This window comes from Pseudomonas sp. ZL2 (assembly GCF_054788455.1).
The window spans coordinates 41,166-63,102 of sequence record NZ_JBGOGX010000004.1; the positions used below are offsets into that span (position 1 = coordinate 41,166).

Genomic DNA, 21,937 nt, shown 5'->3' on the forward strand with positions numbered 1-21,937 from the left:
GGTAGGGGCCGGGGTCTGAAAAACGGCTCAGACACACTCAGGACCTGTAAATAGACCGGCAATTATACGCACAAGTCACTCGGGAGGCCGCGATGCTGGAGACAGCGTTCTACGATTGTCCTTATTGTGGTGAAGAAGTCGAGACGACGGTGGACCTGTCGGGCGGTGATCAGGAGTACATCGAGGACTGCCAGGTGTGCTGCAAGCCGATCAGGTTCGTGCTGCAGGTGCATGGCGAGGAATGGATGCTGGACGTTTATGGTGAGAATGACTGATGCGGCGAATCTACGATCCCGAAAGCCTGCTGGAAGCCGAAATGCTCATCGGCATGCTCGCCAGTGAAGGCATCCCCGTGCACCTGGTTGGCCGCGACCTGATGGGCGCCATGGGCGACCTGCCGATGCACGGCCTGCTGGGCCTGGCGGTCGCCGATGAGCAGGCCGACAGCGCACGCCAGCTGATCGCCGCGTACAATAGCGCCCAGCCACTTGCGGGCGACGAACCGGAGAACATCCCCGGAACCCTGATTTGCTAGGTTTTTGCCCTCATGTGTGGACGTTATGCACTGTTTCGCTGGTCTCCCGCCTTTGCTGCCTTGCCGGGATTTCCCAGTGACCAGCAGGCGCAATGGAACATCTCCCCCGGCGCTTCGGTGCTGATTCAGCGCCGCCTCGACGATGGTCAGATGGAACTGGCGCGGGCACGCTGGGGGCTGACTCCCGCCTGGCTCACCGATTTATCGCGCACCCCGGCTCATGCCCGGGCCGAGACCCTGGCCGAACAGCCGATGTTTCGTGAAGCCTTTCGCCTGCGCCGCTGCCTGCTGCCGGCCAACGGTTTCTACGAGTGGCGTGGCACCCAGCGCAAACGGCCGTACTGGCTGACGCCGGGGGAGGGCTCTTCGCTGTTTTTTGCCGCGATCTGGGAGGCGTATCCGGTGCAGGACCAGGTCTGGCTGAGCACCGCAGTGGTGACCCAGGCAGCGCTGAGCCAGCGTCGGCCGCTGATTCTCGATGCGGCCGGGCAGGCAGCCTGGCTTGATCCCGAAACCCCGCCAGCGCGCTTGTACGAGCTGCTGGCGGGCGGCCAGGCACCGCTGCGTGAGCGGGTGTTGGCCAATATGGTCAACGATCCGAAGCTTAATGGGCCGGAGTGTTTGACCCCGGCTTGAGGGTGCTTGAAAGGGCTTCGCCGGCAAGGCCGGCTCCCACAGTGGAGTGTGTGTACTGACCTTGTGGGAGCTGGCCTTGCCAGCGATGGGCTGCGAAGCAGCCCCAAGACCTCACACCCTGAACTGATTGATCAAGCGCCGCTGCTGCTCGGCCAGCTTGGTCAGCTCGGCACTGGCGGTACTCGACTCATCCGCCCCGCCAGCTACCTCGTTAGCCACCTGGCCGATATTGATCACATTGCGGTTGATGTCTTCGGCCACCGCGCTCTGCTCTTCGGCAGCGCTGGCAATCTGCGTGTTCATGTCGTTGATCACCGATACCGCCTGGGTGATGCTCTCCAGTGCCTCGGCGGCGCGGGCGGCCTGCTGCACGCTGTCGTCGGTCTTGCCCTGGCTGTCTTCCATCACCCGCACCACATCGCGGGTACCCTGCTGCAGTTGCTGGATCATCTGCTGGATTTCTTCCGTGGCCTGCTGGGTTTTCTGTGCCAGGTTACGCACCTCGTCGGCCACCACGGCAAAACCACGGCCCTGTTCACCCGCGCGGGCCGCCTCGATGGCGGCGTTGAGCGCCAGCAGGTTGGTCTGCTCGGCAATCGCGCGGATGGCGATAAGGATGGCGTTGATGTTTTCGCTGTCACGGGCCAGATTCTGCACCACGCCGACCGCGCGGCCGATTTCCTCGGCCAGGGCGCTGATCGAATGGGACGTATCGCGCACGATGGCCAGGCCCTGGTGGGCCGCATGGTCCGCATTGCTGGCGGCCTGGGCCGCATGGGTGGCGTTGCGCGCCACGTCCTGGGCAGTGGCGGTCATCTCGTGTACGGCGGTGGCCACCAGGTCGATCTCGGCCATCTGCTTGTGCACGCCCTGATTGGTGCGGATGGCGATGTCGGCGGTGTGCTCCGAGGAGTCGCTGACCTTCTGCACCGAGGCCACCACCTGGCTGATCATCGCCTGCAGCTTGCTCAGGAAAGTGTTGAAGCCCTTGGCGATCGAGCCCAGTTCGTCGGCGCGATCGCTGCTCAGGCGGCGGGTCAGGTCGCCTTCGCCCTGGGCGATGTCATCGAGCATCGCCACCATCTGCCGCAGCGGCCGGGCAATGCCGTGGGCCAGCAGCCAGATCACCAGCAGGCCAAGGGCGGCGATGCCCAGGCCGACCACGGTCATGCCGGTGATGTCGGTGCGGCGCTGGGCGCTGAGGTCGCTTTGCAGTTTTTCCACATCGGCCATCACTGCGCTGATCGGCAGCTCCAGCAGCAGGGTCCAGCGGGCGTCGGTATTGGCGATCTTGAACGGCAGGTACAGCTCGATGCGGCCAGCGGCCTGATCGACTTCGTAGTGCAGTTTTTCGCCGCTCAATTGTGCCAGGGTGCCGGCGGCATTGGCGTCGAGGACGTCGCTGGCTTTCTCGCCAAACTTGCCCGGGTCTTTGGTGAAGGCCACCAGGCGGCCGTTGCCGGACACCAGCGCCAGTTCGCCGGCGCCGTCGTACAGCTGGCGGTCGGCGGTAATGAGCAGTTCCTGGATGAAGTTAACCGAGAGGTCGGCGCCGGCGATGCCCTGGAACTTGCCGTCGATCATGATCGGCTCGACGAACGAGGCGAGCATCACCACCTTGTCGCCGACCTTATAAGGCGCCGGGTCGATGACACAGGCTTTCTTCGATTCCCGCGGGCACAGGTAGTACTCACTGGCGCGCACGCCGGTGGCAAGGATGGTCTGGTCATTGACGTCGGCCAGCTTGTCCAGGCCCAGGCTGCCGTCTTCGTTGCGGAACCACCAGGGCAGGAAGCGCCCGGTGGCGCTGTCGATACCGGTGACCGAGGTACCGGCGAAGCGCGCGTCATCGTGGTCCAGGGCATTGGTTTCCCAACCCAGGTAGGTGCCGAGGATCAGCGGGTTGGTCAGCGCCGTCTGCTTGAGCAGGGCAATCAGTTGTTGGCGTTCGATCTTCAGCAGCGGATTGCCGCTGGCGTCCTGCATGCCGAGCATGGCGTTGCTGGTGGCAAGGCCGCGGGCAATCAGCAGCGGCGCTTCCAGGCCGCGCTGGATCTCGCTGACCTGAGTCCGCGCCAGGGCGGTCAGGCGCTGCTCGATCACCGCTTCGAACTGCTGCTGGGTGCGGCTTTGCACCAGCTCCTGGGTGCGTTCGCCGGAGTACACGGCGTAGAGCACCAGGGCAGCGACAATACTCAGGACAATGGCGCCAGCCAGGGCGGCGACGGAAAACTGGATCGACCGGAACTTCATGTGGGGCTCCAAGCGCAAGGAAAGGCGTCTGCCTTGCGTTATCGGCCCGGCGGGGCGAAAGCATGAGCACCGTCTGGAGAAATCTTCATCAGGGATATGGCGGGCTCAACCGAGTCGGCCTAGGATACGCGGCATGTTCGAAGGGAGTGTTTTCATGCGTAAGTCATTTGTAATCGGTGCATTGAGCGCCAGCGTCCTGCTCGCTGGCTGCCAGGCGGTGAACACCACCAGCGGCGGCGCCGTGGGTGTCGAGCGTACGCAATACATGTTCCCTTTGCTTTCGACCGCCCAGGTCAATCAGATGTATGCCCAGTCCTACCAGCAAACCCTGGGCGAAGCTTCGAGCAAGGGGATACTTGACAAGAGCAGCGCCAATGCCAAACGCGTGCAGACCATTGCCAACCGCCTGATTGCCCAGGCCCCGCAGTTCCGCCCGGATTCGGCGCAGTGGAACTGGGAAGTGAACCTGATCAAGAGCGACGAGCTCAACGCCAGCTGTGGGCCTGGCGGCAAGATTTTTGTCTACAGCGGCTTGATCGAGCAGCTCAAGCTCACCGATGACGAACTTGCCGCGGTGATGGGCCATGAAATTGCCCACGCCCTGCGTGAGCACGGTCGTGAAGCCATGTCCCAGGCCTACGCTGTGCAAATGGGCCGACAGGGCGCCAGCATCTTGCTCGGTGTTGGAGAGAGCAGCATGGCGCTTGCCGACGCGGTGGTGCAGTACAGCCTGACCTTGCCTAACAGCCGCGGCAACGAGAACGAAGCCGACCTGATCGGCCTGGAACTGGCCGCCCGTGCCGGTTACAACCCGAATGCGGCGATCAGCCTGTGGGACAAGATGGCCCAGGCTTCGGGCAGTTCGCAGCCAGAGTTCACGAGTACTCACCCGGCGTCGGCCAGCCGTCAGGCGTCGTTGCAGGCGGCGATTCCGAAGGTGATGCCGTTGTACGAGCAGGCCCACAAGTAAGTTATAGCCGGGGCCGCGCTGCGGCCCATCGCCGGCAAGACCGGCTCCCACAGGGTCCTGTGTATACAAGGCCTGTGGGAGCTGGCTTGCCAGCGATGAAGTCACCACCGGTCAGCCTATCCAGCCACTGACCTGCATCGCCGAATACACCGCCACAGCGGCCAGGACGAAGAACGCGGCCGAAGCCAGGCGGCGGATCAGGATCAGCGGCAGTTTCTCCGCAGCAAAGTTACCCGCCAGTACCACCGGCACGTTGGCAATCAACATGCCCAGGGTGGTACCGATGATCACCATGATCAGGTGCGGATACTGCGCCGCCAGCATCACCGTGGCGACCTGGGTCTTGTCGCCGATTTCAGCGATGAAGAACGCGATCAGGGTGGTCAGGAACGGGCCGAAGCGCCGTGCCGTACTGGATTCGTCGTCATCCATCTTGTCCGGAATCAGCGTCCACAACGCCGTGGCAGCAAAGCTGGCCGCGAGAATCCAGTGCAGGGTAGCGGCGCTGAAGAAGGTACTGACCCAGGCACCGACAGCGCCTGCAGCCGCATGGTTGGCCAGGGTTGCAGCGATGATACCGGCGATGATCGGCCAGGGTTTGCGAAAGCGCGCGGCAAGGATCAGCGCGAGCAATTGGGTCTTGTCGCCAATTTCGGCGAGGGCCACGATCGCGGTGGGGACGAGCAATGATTCCAGCATCAGGATTCCTACGGGGGCGGGTCGACACGGCTATGACACGTACAACCTTCCCGCCCCGGGTAAGGTGTTCGTGTCATAGGTCTTGTCAAACCCTGGGTCCGTCTGTGCGGACCGTGGGTCGCATGCGCCATGGTCTGTGGACCAAGTATGTTGACGCGTACCGGGCGAGCTGGGTGCTCGCGGGAGACTACTCCCCTAGGACGGAGCGGATTCTGCCTAGGCGAATCCGTTTCGGCAAGCGCTCTTTTTAACCGCGTGTTGCCTGGTAGATACGAAAGCCTTGCCCTTCGTCGCGGATCCTGCAGTTGCCCAGGGCCTCTTCGATCAGCGGCTGATAGCGCAGGAAGCTGTTGGCCACCAGGCGCATTTCGCCGCCTTTTTTCAGATGATCGGCAGATTTTCTCAGCAGGTTTTCTGAGGCCTGATAGTTGGTGTGCACCCCGGTATGGAACGGCGGATTGCTGATGATTACGTCCAGCTCGCGCGGTGCAGCATCGATGCCGTCGCCGCTGATCACCTCACCCTCCAGGCCATTGGCGGCCAGGGTCAGGCGGCTGCTGGCGACGGCGAAGGCATCAACGTCAAGCAAAGTGATGCGGTTTTGCGGATAGCGACGTTTGATGGCCGCGCCGAGGACGCCCGCACCACAACCGAAATCCAGCACGTGGCCGGTGGGCAATTGATCGAGGTTTTCCAGCAGCAGGGCGCTGCCGCGATCCAGGCGACCGTGGCTGAACACACCCGGCAGGCTGACGATCTGCAGCGGGCCATCGGCCAGCTCCAGTTGGAAATGCTCGGCCAGGCTTTCCAGTGATTTGGCTTCAGGCGCGTGTTCCACCGTGACCTGCCACAGCTGGCAATGGCGGGCGCTGTCGAGTTTGCGCGGCTTGCCGAAGGCGTGCAGCTGCTTGGCCGCACCTTCGATGCCGCCGCGTTTCTCGCCGACCAGGTACAGCTCACGGCCGGCCAAACGCGAAGCCAGGGCGTTGAGCAGGTAATTGGCCAGGTCGCGGGACTTGGGCAAAAACAAGACGGCGGCGTCGAAGGCCTGGGCTGGCGCTTCTACGCCGAAGTGGCTGCGCCCGGCGAAGCGTGCATCGAGCGCCGCCTGATCGCCGGCATGCCAGCTCCAGCCATGGGCCGCGGGCAATTTGCCGAGCAGGTCGTCGGCAGGCAAACCGGCCAGCAACAGCGAGCCCTGGAAAAGATCGGCCTGACGAAGCAACACTTCACTGCGCGGGTCCATGGACGGCGACTCCTGAAAAAAGTGGCGCAGTTTACCAGAGCCTGGCCTGGCTTAGACCTGGCGGCGCGGGCTGCCGGCGAAAAACGCCTCGGCGTTTTCGCTCAATTGCTCAACGATACGCTGCCGTGATTCGACTGCGCCCCAGGCGCTGTGCGGGGTGACAATCAGGCGCGGGATGTCCGCAGCCAGCAGCGGGTTGCCGTTGACCGGCGGCTCGACACTGAGCACATCGGTCGCCGCGCCGCCCAGGTGGCCGGCACGCAAGGCGTCGGCCAGTGCTTGCTCGTCGATCAGGCCGCCGCGGGCGGTGTTGATCACAAAGGCGCCGGGCTTGAGCAGGGCCAGTTGCCGGGCACCGATCAGGTGGCGGGTGTGTTCGTTGAGCGGGCAGTGCAGGGTCAGGGCGTCGATCTGCGGCAGCAGCTCGTCCAGCGCAATTCGGTCTTCGCGGGGCGGGCGGCCGGGCAACTGGCCAAGCAATACGCACATGCCGAAGGCTTCGGCCAGGCGCGCTACCGCACCGCCCAGTTCGCCATGGCCGAGCAGGCCGAGGGTCTTGCCCTCCAGTTCGACGATGGGGAAGTCCAGCAGGCAGAACTGTTTGGCCTTTGCCCACTGGCCGTCGGCGACGGCCTTTTGATAGTCGCTCAGGCGCGTAGCCAGCGCCAGCAGCAGGGTCAGGGTGTGTTGCGCCACCGACGGCGTGCCGTAGCCCTGGCAATTGCTGACCACCACACCCTGGGCGCGGGCCGCCTGCAGGTCGACATTGTTAGTACCGGTGGCGGCCACCAGGATCAGCTTCAGCTCGGGGCAGGCCGCCAGGGTGGCGGCGTCGATCATGACCTTGTTGCTGATCGCCACGGTTGCGCCCTGCAGGCGTTCGGCGACCTGCGCCGGCGCTGTTGCCGGGTAGAGTTGCAGCTCATCGAAACAGGCCTTGAGACGATCCAGTGCCAGGTCACCCAGGTCCAGGGAGCTATGGTCGAGAAACACGGCGCGACGGGATGTGGGCATAGGGCGGCTCCAGTGAGGGCTCAAGCGGTGTAGTCGAAGCAATCGTAATGGTTTTGCTCAAGACTGCTTTGCAGCTCGAGCAGGCCTTGATGTTGGAGCTGCAGCGCCTGGATCTGCGCCTGCAGATGGGCTTTCTTGCCGGCAATCGCCTGGCGCACGCGCTCCATCGGCAGCCCGGCCTGATCATCGCCGACCAGCGCCTGCATTTCCTTGAGGCTGAAACCGAGCTTTTGCGCGCATTTGATCAGGCTCAGCAGGGCGATGCTCTGCTGATCATACAGGCGATAGCTTCCTTGACGCCTGGGCGCCGGCAACAGGCCGATGCGCTCATAGTGGCGAATGCTCTTGATGGTCGCCCCGGACAGTTGCGCGGCTTTGCCGATGTACATCAAACGTCCCTTTAGTACCGACGAGCCAGCGTGCGCGCCTGCTGCAGCCAGGTTTCGCGTTGCTGGTCGGTCGAGCTGATGATGGGGCCAAACGTTAACGTCTTTTTCGCCTTGATTCCACAGAAGCCCAGGGTGGTGCGGCGCATCTGTTGCAGAGCGGGCATGCGATAGATCCAGCGGTAGTACCAGGGCGGCGTATCCATGCTCACCAGCAGGTCGGCGCTGCGGCCCTTGAGCAGTTGCGCAGGGAAAGGCGAGCCGCTGCGGTACTTGAAGGCGAAGCCGGGCAGCAGGACCCGGTCGAAGAAGCCTTTGAGCAGGGCTGGAATACCGCCCCACCAGACCGGGAAGACGAACACCAGATGCTCGGCCCAACTGATCAATTGCTGGGCGTGCAACAGGTCGGGTTCCAGGGGTTGTACCTGTTGATAGCCGTCATGCAGGATCGGGTCGAAGGCCAGGTTGCCAAGCTCCAGCAGGCAGACGTCATGGCCTTGCTCGCGGGCGCTGGTGATGTAGCTGTCGCTTAATGCAGCGCAGAAACTGTTGCGCGAAGGGTGGCCGAGTATCACCAGGATTCGTTTGCTCATCGAAGGCGGGTCCAGGGGCAAAAGCGCTGAGGTTAACGTCTGCCCTTAGGAGGAGAGTCAAGCCTGTCTTTGGCTGTGGGAGCGGGCTTGCCACGCGATACGAAGCAACTGACAGATTGCTATCGCGGGGCAAGCCCGCTCCTACCAGAGACTGTTGCCGGAAAGGACGAAAGCGTAATGTAGCGCCCCCGATTGCCTTCTTTGCCGCAAGGAGCCCCCATGTACTGGGCCGAATTTCTGACTGTCGCGTTGATTCACCTGCTGGCGGTGGCCAGCCCCGGCCCGGACTTTGCCGTGGTGGTACGCGAGAGTGTTACTCACGGCCGGCGCGCCGGTACCTGGACCGCTTTGGGCGTCGGCACCGCGATTTTCCTGCATGTGGGCTATTCGCTGCTGGGTATCGGCCTGATCGTGTCGCAGTCGATCATGCTGTTCAACGCGCTGAAGTGGCTGGCGGCAGCCTACCTGCTGTACATCGGCTTCAAGGCCCTGCGCGCCCGCCCCGGTGCGTCTGGCAGCGAAAACGTTCAGGCCTCGACAGTCGAGCGCACGCCACGTGCGGCCTTTGTCGCAGGCTTCATGACCAACGGCCTGAATCCCAAGGCGACGCTGTTCTTCCTCTCGCTGTTCACCGTCGTCATCAACCCGCACACGCCGCTGGCGATCCAGGCCGGCTATGGTGCGTACCTGGCCGTGGCTACCGGCCTGTGGTTCTGCCTGGTGGCCATGCTGTTCAGCCAACAGCGGGTACGCGCCGCCTTTGCGCGCATGGGCCACTGGTTCGACCGCACCATGGGCGCGGTGCTGATTGCCCTGGGGGTGAAGATCGCCTTTACCGAGATGCACTAAGCGGCAATGGTTAAGCGCCACTAGTCCCTGCAGCAGCCAAATCATTCCTTTGGCTGATTTGGCCGCTGCTGTGGCGTTCTAGAGTAGGACATGTCTTGCCCAGCCTGTGCACTCTAGAAAAGGGACTCCTATGTTGCAGACTCGCGTCATCCCTCCCGCCGAGGGCGCCTATCAGTTTCCGCTGTTGATCAAGCGCCTGTTGCTGTCCGGCAGCCGCTACGAGAAAACCCGCGAAATCGTCTACCGCGATCAACTGCGCTACAGCTACCTGACCCTCAACGAGCGCATCGCGCGGCTGGCCAATGTGCTCACCGAGGCGGGAGTCAAGGCCGGTGACACCGTGGCAGTGATGGACTGGGACAGCCATCGCTACCTCGAATGCATGTTCGCCATTCCGATGATCGGCGCGGTGGTGCACACCATCAACGTGCGCCTGTCACCGGAGCAGGTCCTCTACACCATGAATCACGCCGATGACCGCTTCGTGCTGGTCAACAGCGACTTTGTCGGCCTTTACCAGGCCATCGCCGGGCAACTGACCACGGTCGAGAAAACCCTGCTGCTGACCGATGGCGAGCAGAAAACCGCCGACCTGCCCAACCTGGTCGGTGAGTACGAGCAACTCCTGGCGGCGGCCAGCCCGGTGTACGACTTCCCTGATTTCGACGAGAACTCGATCGCCACCACTTTCTACACCACTGGCACCACCGGGAACCCAAAAGGGGTGTATTTCACCCACCGGCAACTGGTGCTGCACACCCTGGCGGCAGCTTCGGTAACCGGCAGTATCGACAGCGTGCGCCTGCTCGGCAGCAACGATGTGTACATGCCCATCACCCCGATGTTCCACGTCCACGCCTGGGGCATCCCCTACGTGGCGACCATGCTCGGCATCAAGCAGGTCTACCCGGGGCGTTACGAGCCGGAGATGCTCTGTGAGCTGTGGCGCAACGAGAAGGTGACCTTCTCGCACTGCGTACCGACCATCCTGCAGATGCTGCTCAACGCCAAGGGCGCCCAGCAACAGGACTTCGGCGGCTGGAAAATCATCATTGGCGGCAGTGCCCTGAACCGCGCCCTGTACGAGGCGGCCAAGGCTCACGGGATTCAGCTGACCGCCGCCTACGGCATGTCCGAGACCTGCCCGCTGGTGGCCTGCGCCCACCTCAACGACGAGCTGCTGGCCGGTAGCGAAGACGAATGCATCACCTACCGGATCAAGGCCGGGGTACCGGTGCCGCTGGTGGAAACCGCGATTGTCGACGGCAACGGCAACTTCCTCCCGGCCGATGGTGAGAGCCAGGGCGAGCTGGTGCTGCGCGCACCCTGGCTGACCATGGGTTACTTCCGCGAGCCCGAGAAAGGCGCCGAACTCTGGCAGGGCGGCTGGCTGCACACCGGTGACGTCGCCACCCTCGACAGCATGGGCGTGATCGATATCCGCGACCGCATCAAGGACGTGATCAAGACCGGCGGTGAGTGGATCTCGTCACTGGAGCTTGAAGACCTGATCAGCCGCCACCCGGCGGTCCGCGAAGTGGCGGTGGTCGGTGTCGCCGATCCGCAGTGGGGGGAGCGGCCGTTTGCCCTGCTGGTGATCCACGAAGGCCAGAGCATCGACGCCAAGGCGCTCAAGGAACACCTCAAGCCGTTCGTGGAACTGGGGCACATCAACAAGTGGGCGATCCCCAGCCAGATTGCCCTTGTTACTGAAATTCCCAAGACCAGCGTCGGCAAGCTCGACAAGAAGCGCATCCGCCTGGACATCAGCCAGTTGCAAGCCAGTAACAGCACCTTCCTCTCGACCCTATAAAAGCTGGCGGGTCGCGCCTGATTCGGCGCGACCCGCACGCCAGACGCATGGCCGCCTTGTCAAATGACAAAATTAAGCCATTCTTCCCCCTGCCAGCGTAGTGGCCGGTCATGCAGACCACGCCAGAGGGGTTGGGATGCAAATCACACTTTAGAGGGATCAAGCAGTTCAACCTGCTGGCTATAGTCGGTTCAGGGGATTTTCAGGAACGGGGGGATCGCACATGCATGTGCCCAGCCACTCGCTCGAGCAAAAAGGTGCGCTCACACCGCTCGACCGATGCGTTTCTGCAAAGGACTCACTGCCATAAAAATAAAGTACATGGAGTAGCGTCGATGACATCAGCAAATCTGTTCTGGCGCCGGGCGAAACTACCCCTGGCCGTCAGCCTCGCTTCTACGCTCGCCGGTCCTGCATTCGGCGTCAGTTTCAACATCGGTGAAATCGAAGGCTCGTTCGACTCGTCGCTGTCGGTGGGGGCGAGCTGGTCGACAGCCAGCCCGAACAAGAACCTTATCGGCGTCAACAACGGCGGCAAGGGCCTGTCGCAAACCTCCGATGACGGCCACCTGAACTTCAAGCGCGGTGAGACCTTCTCGAAGATCTTCAAGGGCATCCATGACCTGGAGCTCAAGTACGGCGATACCGGGGTATTCGTCCGTGGCAAGTACTGGTACGACTTCGAACTCAAGGATGAGCATCGCGAGTTCAAGGACATCAGCGATTCCAACCGCAAAGAGGGCGCCAAGTCGTCCGGCGGGCAGATCCTCGACGCCTTCGTCTATCACAACTACTCCATCGCCGATCAGCCGGGCTCGGTGCGTCTGGGCAAGCAGGTGGTCAGCTGGGGTGAAAGTACCTTCATTGGCAACGGTATCAACTCGATCAACCCGATCGACGTCGCCGCATTCCGTCGCCCGGGCGCCGAGGTGAAGGAAGGCCTGATTCCGGTCAACATGTTCTACGTGTCCCAGAGCCTGACCGACAATCTCTCGGCCGAAGCCTTCTACCAGATCGAATGGGACCAGACCGTCGTCGACAACTGCGGCACCTTCTTCTCCCAGCCGGACATCATTGCCGACGGCTGTACCGACAACCTGCGCGTGCTCAACAGCGCCAATGCGTTGCCAGCGGCCGCCCGCGGATTCCTCGCTACCCAGGGTGTGGACGTCAACGGCGAAGGTGTGAAGGTCGCCCGTGGCCCTGACCGCGATGCGCGTGACAGCGGCCAGTTCGGTGTGGCCTTCCGCTACATGTACGACCCGCTGGGTACCGAATTCGGCGCCTACTTCATGAACTACCACAGCCGTGCGCCGATCTTCAGCGCCCACGGTGCCGATCCGCGCGTCTATGCCGGTCTGGCCGGGCTGCCGGCAGCACTGCGTCCGTTGGCGCCGCTGATCGTCGCCGGCAACTCCAGCTACTTCGTCGAGTACCCGGAAGACATCCGCCTGTACGGCCTGAGCTTCTCCACCACCTTGCCTACCGGTACGGCGTGGAGCGGTGAAATCAGCTACCGGCCAAACGCGCCGGTGCAGCTCAACACCACCGATATCCTCTACGCCGGCGTACGCCCGATCGGCGGTACCCTGGCCAATGCCTCGCTGCTCAACGGTGTACCGGGCCAGGACCTGCACGGCTACCGTCGCAAGGAAATCACCCAGTTCCAGACCACCCTGACGCACTTCTTCGACCAGGTCATGGGCGCCAGCCGTCTGACCGTGGTGGGTGAAGTGGGCGTGACCCATGTCGGCGGCCTGGAAAGTGCCCACGATGTGCGTTACGGCCGCGACCCGGTCTATGGCCCAGGCCCGCTGCCAGCAACCCCAGGTGCCGGCAACCTCGACACCTGCTCGGCGATCATCAACACCGGCACCATCAACGGTGCAGGCCCTGGTGCTTCGGGTGCCAACCGTAGCCGCAACTGCGAAAACGACGGTTACACCACCAGCACCGCGTGGGGCTACCGTGCCCGGGCGATCTGGGACTACAACGACGTGTTCGCCGGGGTCAACCTCAAGCCAAGCGTGGCCTGGTCGCATGACGTTTCCGGTTATTCGCCAGGCCCTGGCAGCAACTTCGAGGAAGGGCGCAAGGCGATCAGCCTGGGCCTGGACGCTGAGTACCAGAACACCTACACCACCAGCCTGTCGTACACCAACTTCTTCGACGGCAAGTACACCACCGTGGATGACCGCGATTTCATCGCCCTCAGCTTCGGCGTGAACTTCTAAGAATTCGGATTCAGGACGACCATGAAGATGAAAACAACCAAGACTCTGCTGCAAGCCGGTGTACTGGGCCTGTCCCTGTTGGCGACCAGTGTCATGGCGGCGGTTTCCGCCGACGAGGCGGCCAAGCTGGGCGCCAGCCTGACGCCGATGGGCGCGGAAAAGGCCGGCAACGCCGACGGCTCGATCACCGCCTGGAAGCCGCTTTCCAAAAGCGCCGGTAACGTCGACGGCAAGGGCTTCCTTTCCGACCCGTTCGGCACCGAGCAACCGAAGTTCACCATCACCGCGCAGAACGTCGACCAGTACAAGGACAAACTGTCCCCAGGCCAGGTCGCGATGTTCAAGCGCTACCCGGACAGCTTCAAGATGCCGGTGTACCCGACCCACCGGGGCGCGAGCGTGCCGGATGCGGTGTTCGCGGCAATCAAGAAAAACGCCACCAGTACCAACCTGGTGGGTGGCGGCAACGGCCTGGAAAACTTCGACACCGCCGTGCCGTTCCCGATTCCGAAAAGCGGCGTCGAAGTGATCTGGAACCACATCACCCGTTACCGCGGTGGCAGCGTGACCCGCCTGGTAACCCAGGCCACGCCGCAGCAGAGCGGCTCGTACAGCCTGGTGTACTTCAAGGATCAGTTCGTCTTCCGTGACCGGATGAAAGACTACGACCCAAGTAACCCTGGCAACATTCTGTTTTACTTCAAACAAGAGGTAACTGCGCCAGCGCGCCTGGCGGGTACGGTCTTGCTAGTTCATGAAACGCTGGACCAGGTGAAGGAACCACGCAAGGCGTGGGTGTACAACGCTGGCCAGCGCCGCGTACGCCAGGCACCTCAAGTTTCCTATGATGGTCCTGGTACCGCTGCTGACGGCCTGCGAACTTCTGACAACCTGGACATGTACAACGGCGCGCCGGACCGTTACGACTGGAAGCTGGAAGGCAAGAAAGAGCTGTTCATCGCCTCCAACAGCTACAAGCTCGACGATCCGAAGCTCAAGTACGCCGATATCCTCAAGGCCGGGCACATCAACCAGGACCTGACCCGTTACGAGCTGCGCCGGGTATGGCATGTGGTCGCGACCCTGAAACCGGGCCAGCGCCATATCTACGCCAAGCGTGACTTCTACATCGACGAAGACACCTGGCAAGCCGCGGTGATCGACCAGTACGACGGTCGCAACCAGCTGTGGCGCGTGTCCGAGGCCCACTCCCAGGACTACTACAACGTCCAGGTGCCGTGGTACACCCTGGAAGCCATCTACGACCTGCAATCGGGGCGTTACCTGGCCCTGGGCATGAAGAACGAGGAAAAGAAAGCCTACGACTTCGGCTTCACTGCCTCCAAGGCTGACTTCCAGCCTGCAGCGCTTCGCCAGTCAGGCGTGCGTTAAGCTTCAAACCTCCGTGTGATCTCCCAGAACGCCCCGGCTTGCCGGGGCGTTTCTGTTTGCGCATCCTGACCGGCTCGGGTTTGTCGTTTTTTGTTGTAGTCTTTTTTCCGCAAAACGGGGCAATCATCTTCAAATGTGCGGTTTAACCCGCTAGTCTGCCCTGATCCGTACTGCCGAAGATTCCCTAACTAAAACGAGCCGGCCATGACTGATCTGTCCCGTACGCAAGGGTTCGCCAGCCAGGCCATGAGCATCCTGGAGGGCCGTTTCTTTCGCCCGCCACTGCCCGAAGGCCATGTGCCGCGGGCGCGCTTGTGCCAGCGTTTGCACGCGGGGCTCGGTGGGCGTTTGCTGCTGGTCAACGCACCGGCGGGCTTCGGTAAAAGTTCGCTGGCGGTGGAGTTCTGCCAGGGCCTGCCCAACCACTGGAGCAGCCTGTGGCTGGGGTTGAGTCGGCGCGACAACGACCCCGGGCGTTTCCTTGAGCGTCTGCTCGAAGGCTTGCAGCAGTACTGCCCGGCGCTCGGCGGCCAGGCCCTGGGCCTGCTGAAGATGCGTCAGCGACACCAGCCGTTTGCTTTCGAAGAGTGGCTCGACGGTCTGCTCGATGAACTCGCTCGTCACCTGCAACCGGATAACCCCTTGCTACTGGTGCTGGACGACTACCACCTGGCTCAGGGGCCGGTGCTCGATCGCTGCCTGCAGTTCTTCCTCAATCACCTGCCGCCTGGCCTGGTGCTGCTGGTGACCAGTCGGCAACGGCCGGACTGGCACCTGGCGCGCCTGCGCCTGTCGCGCCAGTTGCTTGAGCTCAACGAGCAGGACCTGCGCCTGACCACCGATGAATCCCTCGCCGTGCTTGGCCAGCAACCCACGGTGTTGCGCGGGCAGGCGCTGGACAACCTGATCCAGCGCAGCGATGGCTGGGTCGCCGGTTTGCGCTTCTGGCTGCTGGCCGCCAACGAGGCGGGCGCCGACAGCGCCTTGCCTCAGGCGCTGCATGGCGGCGAAGGGCTGATTCGCGATTACCTGCTCGAAGAAGTCATCGAGATACTGCCGGCCGAAGTGCAGGGCTTTCTCTACGACACCGCCTGCCAGGAGCGCTTTTGCGCAGAACTCTGCGACGCCCTGCGTGAAAGCCATGACAGCGCCGAGATCCTCCGTTACCTGCAGGCCCACCAGGTGTTCCTGGTACCGCTGGACGAACACGGGCGCTGGTTCCGTTATCACCACCTGTTTTCCGACCTGCTGCGCACCCGCCAGGCCAGCCTGCCGCTGTCGAGCCTGCATTTGCGTGCCTGCCGCTGGTTTCACGGCCAGGGCCTGCTCGATGAAGCCGTCGAGCAGGCCCTGCGCGCCGGGCACCTGGATGTGGCCGCCAATCTGGTGCAGAACCTGTCCGAAGAACAACTGCTGGCCGAGCAGAACGTCGGCATGCTCCTGCGTTGGAAGATGGACCTGCCCGATAGCCTGCTGATCAGCACCCCGCGGCTGATCGTGTTGTACAGCTGGGCCCTGGGCCTGGCCGGGCAGCTGGATGCTGCCGAAGAACTGGCCAGCCACCTGAGCCGCTTCCTGCCGGCGCCTTCGGCCACTGCGCAAAAATCCATGCTGGCCCAGTGGCTGGCGTTGAGCGGGGTGATCGCGCGCGGTCGTGGCGACCGCCAGCGCACCCTCGAATACTGCTCCGAAGCCCTGCACAGCTTGCCGTTCAAACGTTACGGGCAGCGCCTTGTATGCCTTTCGACCCTGTCCAACCTGGCCATCGCCGATGCCGATTTCTGGCGCGCCCGCGGCTGGAACCGTGAGGCACTGGAACTGGCTCAGCGGGTGGGCAATCCGTTATTTGAAGCCCTGGCCCATTACGATCGGGCGCGGGTGCTGCACGCCCGCGGCGAGGTGCTGCGCGCCCTGGATGAAGTGCGCCAGGGCTTGCAACGCCTGCAGGGCTTGTCGGCGCAACGGCTGTACGCGGCGCGGGCACGACTGACGTTGTATGAGGGCTATCTACTGGCGGCAAGGCTACAGCCGGAGGCCGGGCGTAGCCGCCTGCGTGCCGGGCTGATCGAGGCCCGCGCCTGCCGTGACATCAGCGTGCTGATCGGCCATTGCGTGATCGCTGCGCTGGATGGCCGCGAAGGGCGATTCGCCGAAGCCTTCGCCGAGCTTGCCGAAGCCGAGCGGCTGATGCACATCTGGGACGTGCCGCCGATTTTCTATCTGGCGATGATCACCCTGGTCAAATGCGAGCTGTGGCTTGCGCAGGGCCGCACCGACCTGGCCGAATCCTGGCTGCTGCGCCTGGGCCAGACCTACGGTGGCGAACAGGCGGCGGCCGCACCGGAGTTCCACCCGCTGTTGCCGCCGCATATCGAGTTGCAGCAGGCCTTGCTCGAACGCACCCAGGGCCGCCTGGAGCAGGCCGGGCGGCGCTTGCAGGCGCTGGTGGAGCGTGGCCAGGCCAGTGGTGGGCAGATGCTCTGTGTCACCGCGCTGTGCCAGTGGATGGTGCTGCTGCTGGCCAACAACAACGAAGGCCAGGCGCGCGACCTGTTGGTGCTGGCCCTGGAGTCGGCTCGCGGCGGGGCGCTGCAACCCTTCCAGCGCCTGTTGCAGGATCACCCGCAGTGGTTGCGCGAACAGTTGCTGTTGCAGCCTCCGGGCCCGGCGCAAATCGGCTTGCTGGGCTTGTTGCCCGCGCTTGAATCAATTGAACCGGCCAGTGGCGCCAGCGAGGCCTTGAGCACCCGCGAGATGGCCGTGCTCGAACTGATTGCCCAGGGCTGTTCGAACCAGGAGATCAGCGAGCGCCTGTTCATCTCCCTGCACACGGTGAAAACCCACGCCAGCCATATCAACAGCAAACTCGGCGTCGAGCGTCGTACCCAGGCGGTGGCCCGGGCCAAGGCGTTGGGCATGCTGCATTAGCCATGTGCCGGCCCGGCACCGGCAAGCAGGGCTGCGGCGCTTTACTATCCAATGGCTATAAACGATGATGGCGCAATGCCATTATTTGCTCCGTGACTGGTACGAACGTCCGCCAAATATGCGCTCTGCAAGCCTCAAGCTATCGCCCTGTGTGGCCGATACTCTGCGAGTGCGGCCCGATTCACCGCCGCAGCGAATCTACCCGCGAAGCCGAGCCTGTCCGTGAAGGTGTCTCTGCGTCCATTTTTTTATTTGCCATGACAGGTCTCGTGGATGCAGGTCTACAGCCAAAAAAGCTTTCTGATCGTCGATGATTTCTCTGATTTTCGCAGCTCGGCCCGTTCCATGCTGCGCGAGCTGGGCGTACGCGATGTCGACACGGCCGACAGCGGTGAGCAGGCGCTGCGCATGTGCGCGCAGAAGCGCTACGACTTTGTCCTCCAGGACTTCCACCTGGGCGATGGCAAGAAGAACGGCCAGCAGGTGCTCGAGGACCTGATCCTCGACAAGCTGATCAGCCATGAGTGCGTGTTCCTCATGGTCACTGCCGAAAGCAGCCAGGCGATCGTCCTCAGCGCGCTGGAGCACGAGCCCGACGCCTACCTGACCAAGCCGTTCAACCGCATCGGCCTGGCCCAGCGCCTGGAAAAACTGGTGCAGCGCAAAACCCTGCTCAAGCCGATCCTCCAGGCCCTGGACCGCGGCCGCCCGGCCGAAGTGCTGGCGGCCTGCGCCGAGCTGTGCAAGAAGGACCCGCGCTTCGCCCCGCTGTGCCTGCGCTACCGCGCCGATGCCCTGCGCGACCTCAACCGCTTCGATGAGCTGGAGAAGTTTCTCACCACCATCATCGCCAGCCGCGCCACGCCCTGGGCCTTTGCAGCCCTCGGCAGCCTGCTGTACAAGCGCAACCAGTTGGCCCAGGCCCAGGGCGTTTACGAGCAGGCGCTCAAGGCCTTCCCGATGATGCCCGGCCTGTACGACGGCCTGGCCGAGGTGCTGGTAGCCCTGGGCGAAAGCAAGCGCGCCCAGGGCGTGCTGGAAGAGGCCGTGCGTCTCTCGCCGCTGGCCGTACGCCGGCAGATGATGCTGGGCAAGCTGGCCCTGAGCAACGACGACTACGACACCTCGTCCAAGGCCTACCGGCACGCCGTCAACCAGGGCCAGAGCTCGCGTTACAAGGACCCGGAGAGCAACCTCGGGCTGGTCCAGGCCCTGATGAACAAGAACGCCGGCAACGGCCTGGATGCGCGCACCCGGGTCGAGATCAACACCGTGCTCAGCGAAGTGGCCAAAGAGAATGTCGAAGACCAGGGCCTGCAGGTGCGCGCGCGGTTGATGAAAGCCGCCAGCCTGCAGCAGGCCGGCGACGCCGAAACCGCCGCCAAACTGACCGAACAGGCCATGGCCCGGCTGGAGAAGATGGACCAGTTTTTCTCGGTGGAAGCGGCGCTGGTAGTGGCCACGCAACTGCAGAAACTGGGCCAGGAATCCGCTGGCACCTCGATCCTCAAAGGTTGTGTGGAAACCTACGGTGACGACCCCAAGGTGATGCAGAGCGTGGCACAGCTGACCGATGATCCGGCGGTACTCGGCGCAGTCACTGAAGCGGTCGACCTCAACCGCCAGGGCGTACGCAGTTACCAGGCCGGCCAGCTCAGCGAAGCGCTGGCACAATTCCGCCGGGCCCTGACGCTGCAGCCGAAGAACATCAGCATCGCCCTCAACACCGCACAGGCGCTGCTGCGTATCGGTGGCGAGACACCGCCGCCGGCGATCATGGACGAGTGCCGCGCCTGCCTGAGCAGCGTGACCGGCATCCCGAAAAGCGACAACCGTTACGATCGCTACCGCAAACTGCACATTCGGGCCTTTGGCGCATGAACCAGGACAACCAGGGGCTGGATTTTTCCACGGTGATCGCCTCCACCGTACACGACATGAAGAACTCCCTCGCCGCCCTGACCCAGGCTCACAGCCAGTGGTTGGCGCGCTTGCCGGAGGCCCTGCGCAGTGGCAGCGAACAGGGGGTGATGGAGCACGAATTCAGCCACCTCAACGGCATGCTGGTGCAGTTGCTGGGCCTGTACAAACTGGGCGTCAACCAACTGCCGATGTGCCCCGACTATCATGAGCTCGACGACTTTATCGAAGCCCAGCTCGCCGCCCAGCAGAACCTGCTGCAGCACCGCGACATCCTCGCCAGCTGGCGCATCGAAACCGCCAGCCCGCTGGGCTTTTTCGACCGCGAACTGGTCGGTTCGGTGGTTGCCAACATCCTCAACAACGCCATTCGCTATGCCGGGCACACCTTGCTGATCAGCGTCAGTGACGAAGGCGAACAGTTGGTGCTGAGCATCAACGATGACGGCCCGGGCTTCCCGGCGCGCATGCTCGAGCGTCAGCAGGAGTATGTGCAGGGTATCGATGGCCAGAGCGGCAGCACCGGCCTGGGCCTGTACTTCGCGGCACGGATTGCCGCGTTGCATGAACGCAACGGGGTGAAAGGGCGGATCGAGATTGCCAATGGCGGGGCCTTGGGGGGAGGGCTGTTCAGGCTTTATCTGCCATGAAGCGTGGCGAGCGACTTCTTGAAGTGAAGTGACGAGCGTCGTCGCAGGCACAACCGGCCTGTGCGACACTCCGTCATTTGCTCCACAGGATTGCTCCGATGAACCCGGCAAAACCCGCCCTGATCCGCGAAACCTTCCCCGTCGGCCCTTTGCAGTGCAACTGCACCATCATCGGCGACCCGATCAGCAAAAAGGCCCTCGTCGTCGACCCGGGTGGCAACCCTGAGCAGATCCTCGCCCGCCTGGACGCCCATGGCCTGAAAGTGGTGAGCATCATCCATACCCACGCGCACCTTGATCACTTCCTCGCCTCCGGGCAGTTGAAGGAGATGACCGGCGCCACCTTGCACCTGCACAAGGATGACCAGTTCCTCTGGGACAACCTGGAAATGCAGTGCCAGATGTTCGGCGTGCCCTACACCCCGGTGCCGGCACCGGACCGCTGGCTGGTCGACGATGAAGAGCTGGCCTGCGGCTGTGGCGTGGCCTTGCACACCCCGGGTCATACGCCGGGCTCGATGAGTTTCTGGTTCGCTGACGCCAAGCTGCTGATTGCAGGCGATACGCTTTTTCGGCGTGGGATTGGTCGCACCGATTTGTGGGGTGGCGATCAGGCGACTATCGTTCGTTCGATCAAGCAGCGCCTGTACAGCCTGGATGAACAGGCCACGGTGGTGACCGGGCATGGTCCGGATACCCGCCTGGGCGACGAGATGCGCCAGAACCCGTTCGTGCGCGCCTGACCGTTAAGGGAATTTTTTCGCTTTGCTGCAATCCAAGGCTGGCATAGATCCGAATCAGATCCGCTGCACTTTCGAATTACAGTAGGAGCTTGTCCATGTTCACCATGCGTCGTTTGATTATCGTCGCTACCGCTGCCGCGCTGATGTCCGGTTGTGCCAGCCAAAACCCGTATGACAGCCAGGGTCAGGCGCAGCAGGGCTCCACAGGGATGAGCAAAACCGCCAAGTACGGCGGCCTGGGCGCGCTGGCCGGTGCCATTGCCGGTGCTGCCATCGACCATAACAACCGCGGCAAAGGTGCGCTGATCGGCGCTGCCGCCGTCGGTGCTGCCGCCGCAGGTTATGGTTACTACGCCGACAAGCAGGAGGCCGCGCTGCGTGAAAGCATGGCCAACACCGGTGTCGAGGTTCAACGCCAGGGCGACCAGATCAAACTGATCATGCCGGGCAACATCACCTTTGCCACCGACTCGGCCAACATTGCCCCGAGCTTCTACTCGCCGCTGAACAACCTGGCCAACTCCTTCAAGCAGTTCAACCAGAACACCATTGAAGTGGTCGGCTACACCGACAGCACCGGCAGCCGCCAGCACAACATGGACCTGTCCCAGCGTCGTGCACAATCGGTGGTCACTTACCTGACCTCCCAGGGTGTCGATGGCAGCCGTGTCAGCGCCCGTGGCCTGGGCCCGGACCAGCCGATCGCCAGCAACGCCGACGCCAACGGCCGCGCGCAGAACCGTCGGGTAGAGGTCAACCTCAAGCCGATTCCCGGGCAGCAGTATCAGTAAGTAGCAAGATGTAAGAAGGGGAGCCTGGCTCCCCTTTTTTGTGCCTGCAGTGGCCTCATCGCTGGCATGCCAGCTCCCACAGAGGCCTGGTTAGCATCCTGCAACAGCCTTGGGCTGGTAGTTTGAGCGTCCCAGGACCTATCCTACGAATTCTGTCGCCCTGCAGATGATTGCTCCGGGGGAAGTACGCCACTAGGCTCACTGGGTCGCTGATGTATCAGCGATCGGGTTTGGCGACCCGAGTACATCATCCTGCTTCCATGACGTCAGTCGTTATGGCAGTTG

Annotated in this window: 19 protein-coding genes and 1 pseudogene; 13 read left to right on the top strand and 7 right to left on the bottom strand. The window is 63.0% G+C overall.

Annotated elements, in window-relative coordinates:
• Positions 1-92: 92 nt before the first annotated feature.
• The 3 genes from ABM562_RS06085 to ABM562_RS06095 are packed head-to-tail and all read left to right on the top strand — an operon-like array spanning position 93 to position 1,171.
• The gene (locus ABM562_RS06085; RefSeq protein WP_134064296.1) at positions 93-275 is read left to right on the top strand and encodes a CPXCG motif-containing cysteine-rich protein; all 183 of its coding nucleotides are present in this window, start codon (positions 93-95) and stop codon (positions 273-275) included.
• Positions 275-535: a putative signal transducing protein gene (locus tag ABM562_RS06090; protein ID WP_115088731.1), complete on the top strand. Its 261-nt coding sequence runs from the start codon at positions 275-277 to the stop codon at positions 533-535. Before ABM562_RS06085 ends, ABM562_RS06090 begins: the two co-directional genes overlap by 1 nt.
• 12 nt (positions 536-547) lie before the next feature.
• Positions 548-1,171: an SOS response-associated peptidase gene (locus ABM562_RS06095; protein WP_115088730.1), complete on the top strand. Its 624-nt coding sequence runs from the start codon at positions 548-550 to the stop codon at positions 1,169-1,171.
• Between the two features lie 111 nt (positions 1,172-1,282).
• Here the strand turns inward: ABM562_RS06095 and ABM562_RS06100 are convergent, their stop codons facing one another.
• Both ABM562_RS06100 and ABM562_RS06105 read right to left on the bottom strand, forming a co-directional pair.
• A complete protein-coding gene (locus tag ABM562_RS06100; protein ID WP_460421320.1) occupies positions 1,283-2,125 on the bottom strand; it encodes a methyl-accepting chemotaxis protein in 843 nt (280 codons plus the stop codon).
• A gap of 12 nt (positions 2,126-2,137) precedes the next feature.
• Positions 2,138-3,424, bottom strand: a pseudogene (locus ABM562_RS06105) (methyl-accepting chemotaxis protein); the annotation flags it as partial.
• A 154-nt stretch (positions 3,425-3,578) separates the two neighbouring features.
• Here ABM562_RS06105 and ABM562_RS06110 point away from each other — a divergent pair.
• Positions 3,579-4,394: a M48 family metallopeptidase gene (locus ABM562_RS06110; protein WP_460421174.1), complete on the top strand. Its 816-nt coding sequence runs from the start codon at positions 3,579-3,581 to the stop codon at positions 4,392-4,394.
• A 111-nt stretch (positions 4,395-4,505) separates the two neighbouring features.
• On the opposite strand, the gene ABM562_RS06115 is transcribed toward ABM562_RS06110, so the two are convergent.
• The 5 genes from ABM562_RS06115 to ABM562_RS06135 form a co-directional block, all read right to left on the bottom strand.
• Complete coding sequence (locus ABM562_RS06115) at positions 4,506-5,093, bottom strand: TMEM165/GDT1 family protein (RefSeq protein ID WP_460421176.1); 588 nt, start codon at positions 5,091-5,093, stop codon at positions 4,506-4,508.
• 247 nt (positions 5,094-5,340) lie between these two features.
• Positions 5,341-6,339: a class I SAM-dependent methyltransferase gene (locus ABM562_RS06120; RefSeq protein WP_115088727.1), complete on the bottom strand. Its 999-nt coding sequence runs from the start codon at positions 6,337-6,339 to the stop codon at positions 5,341-5,343.
• Positions 6,340-6,390: 51 nt separating this feature from the next.
• A complete protein-coding gene (locus ABM562_RS06125) occupies positions 6,391-7,353 on the bottom strand; it encodes a 2-hydroxyacid dehydrogenase (protein WP_460421178.1) in 963 nt (320 codons plus the stop codon).
• 20 nt (positions 7,354-7,373) lie between these two features.
• Positions 7,374-7,742 (bottom strand): MerR family transcriptional regulator, encoded by a 369-nt coding sequence (locus ABM562_RS06130; protein ID WP_346616812.1) that lies wholly within the window; start codon positions 7,740-7,742, stop codon positions 7,374-7,376.
• A gap of 11 nt (positions 7,743-7,753) precedes the next feature.
• Positions 7,754-8,332, bottom strand: a complete 579-nt coding sequence (locus ABM562_RS06135; RefSeq protein ID WP_115088724.1) for an NAD(P)H-dependent oxidoreductase — start codon at positions 8,330-8,332, stop codon at positions 7,754-7,756.
• 219 nt (positions 8,333-8,551) lie between these two features.
• Here ABM562_RS06135 and ABM562_RS06140 point away from each other — a divergent pair, with 219 nt between their 5' ends.
• The 9 genes from ABM562_RS06140 to ABM562_RS06180 all read left to right on the top strand — a co-directional run bounded on the left by ABM562_RS06140 (position 8,552) and on the right by ABM562_RS06180 (position 21,652).
• A complete protein-coding gene (locus ABM562_RS06140) occupies positions 8,552-9,181 on the top strand; it encodes a LysE family transporter (RefSeq protein WP_233674620.1) in 630 nt (209 codons plus the stop codon).
• Positions 9,182-9,311: 130 nt separating this feature from the next.
• Entirely contained in the window at positions 9,312-10,994 is a 1,683-nt protein-coding gene (locus ABM562_RS06145) for a fatty acid--CoA ligase (protein WP_115088722.1), read from the top strand.
• A gap of 335 nt (positions 10,995-11,329) precedes the next feature.
• Positions 11,330-13,228 (top strand): DUF1302 domain-containing protein, encoded by a 1,899-nt coding sequence (locus ABM562_RS06150; RefSeq protein WP_115088721.1) that lies wholly within the window; start codon positions 11,330-11,332, stop codon positions 13,226-13,228.
• A gap of 27 nt (positions 13,229-13,255) precedes the next feature.
• Positions 13,256-14,620 (top strand): DUF1329 domain-containing protein, encoded by a 1,365-nt coding sequence (locus tag ABM562_RS06155; protein WP_115088892.1) that lies wholly within the window; start codon positions 13,256-13,258, stop codon positions 14,618-14,620.
• Between the two features lie 204 nt (positions 14,621-14,824).
• Positions 14,825-17,548 carry a LuxR C-terminal-related transcriptional regulator gene (locus ABM562_RS06160; protein ID WP_460421181.1) on the top strand — a complete coding sequence of 908 codons (2,724 nt, stop codon included), beginning with the start codon at positions 14,825-14,827 and terminating at the stop codon, positions 17,546-17,548.
• A gap of 273 nt (positions 17,549-17,821) precedes the next feature.
• Entirely contained in the window at positions 17,822-19,429 is a 1,608-nt protein-coding gene (locus ABM562_RS06165) for a tetratricopeptide repeat-containing response regulator (RefSeq protein ID WP_115088719.1), read from the top strand.
• Complete coding sequence (locus ABM562_RS06170; protein WP_115088718.1) at positions 19,426-20,118, top strand: sensor histidine kinase; 693 nt, start codon at positions 19,426-19,428, stop codon at positions 20,116-20,118. Before ABM562_RS06165 ends, ABM562_RS06170 begins: the two co-directional genes overlap by 4 nt.
• 98 nt (positions 20,119-20,216) lie before the next feature.
• Complete coding sequence (locus tag ABM562_RS06175; RefSeq protein ID WP_115088717.1) at positions 20,217-20,861, top strand: MBL fold metallo-hydrolase; 645 nt, start codon at positions 20,217-20,219, stop codon at positions 20,859-20,861.
• A 95-nt stretch (positions 20,862-20,956) separates the two neighbouring features.
• Positions 20,957-21,652: an OmpA family protein gene (locus tag ABM562_RS06180; RefSeq protein WP_115088716.1), complete on the top strand. Its 696-nt coding sequence runs from the start codon at positions 20,957-20,959 to the stop codon at positions 21,650-21,652.
• Positions 21,653-21,937 lie beyond the last annotated feature (285 nt).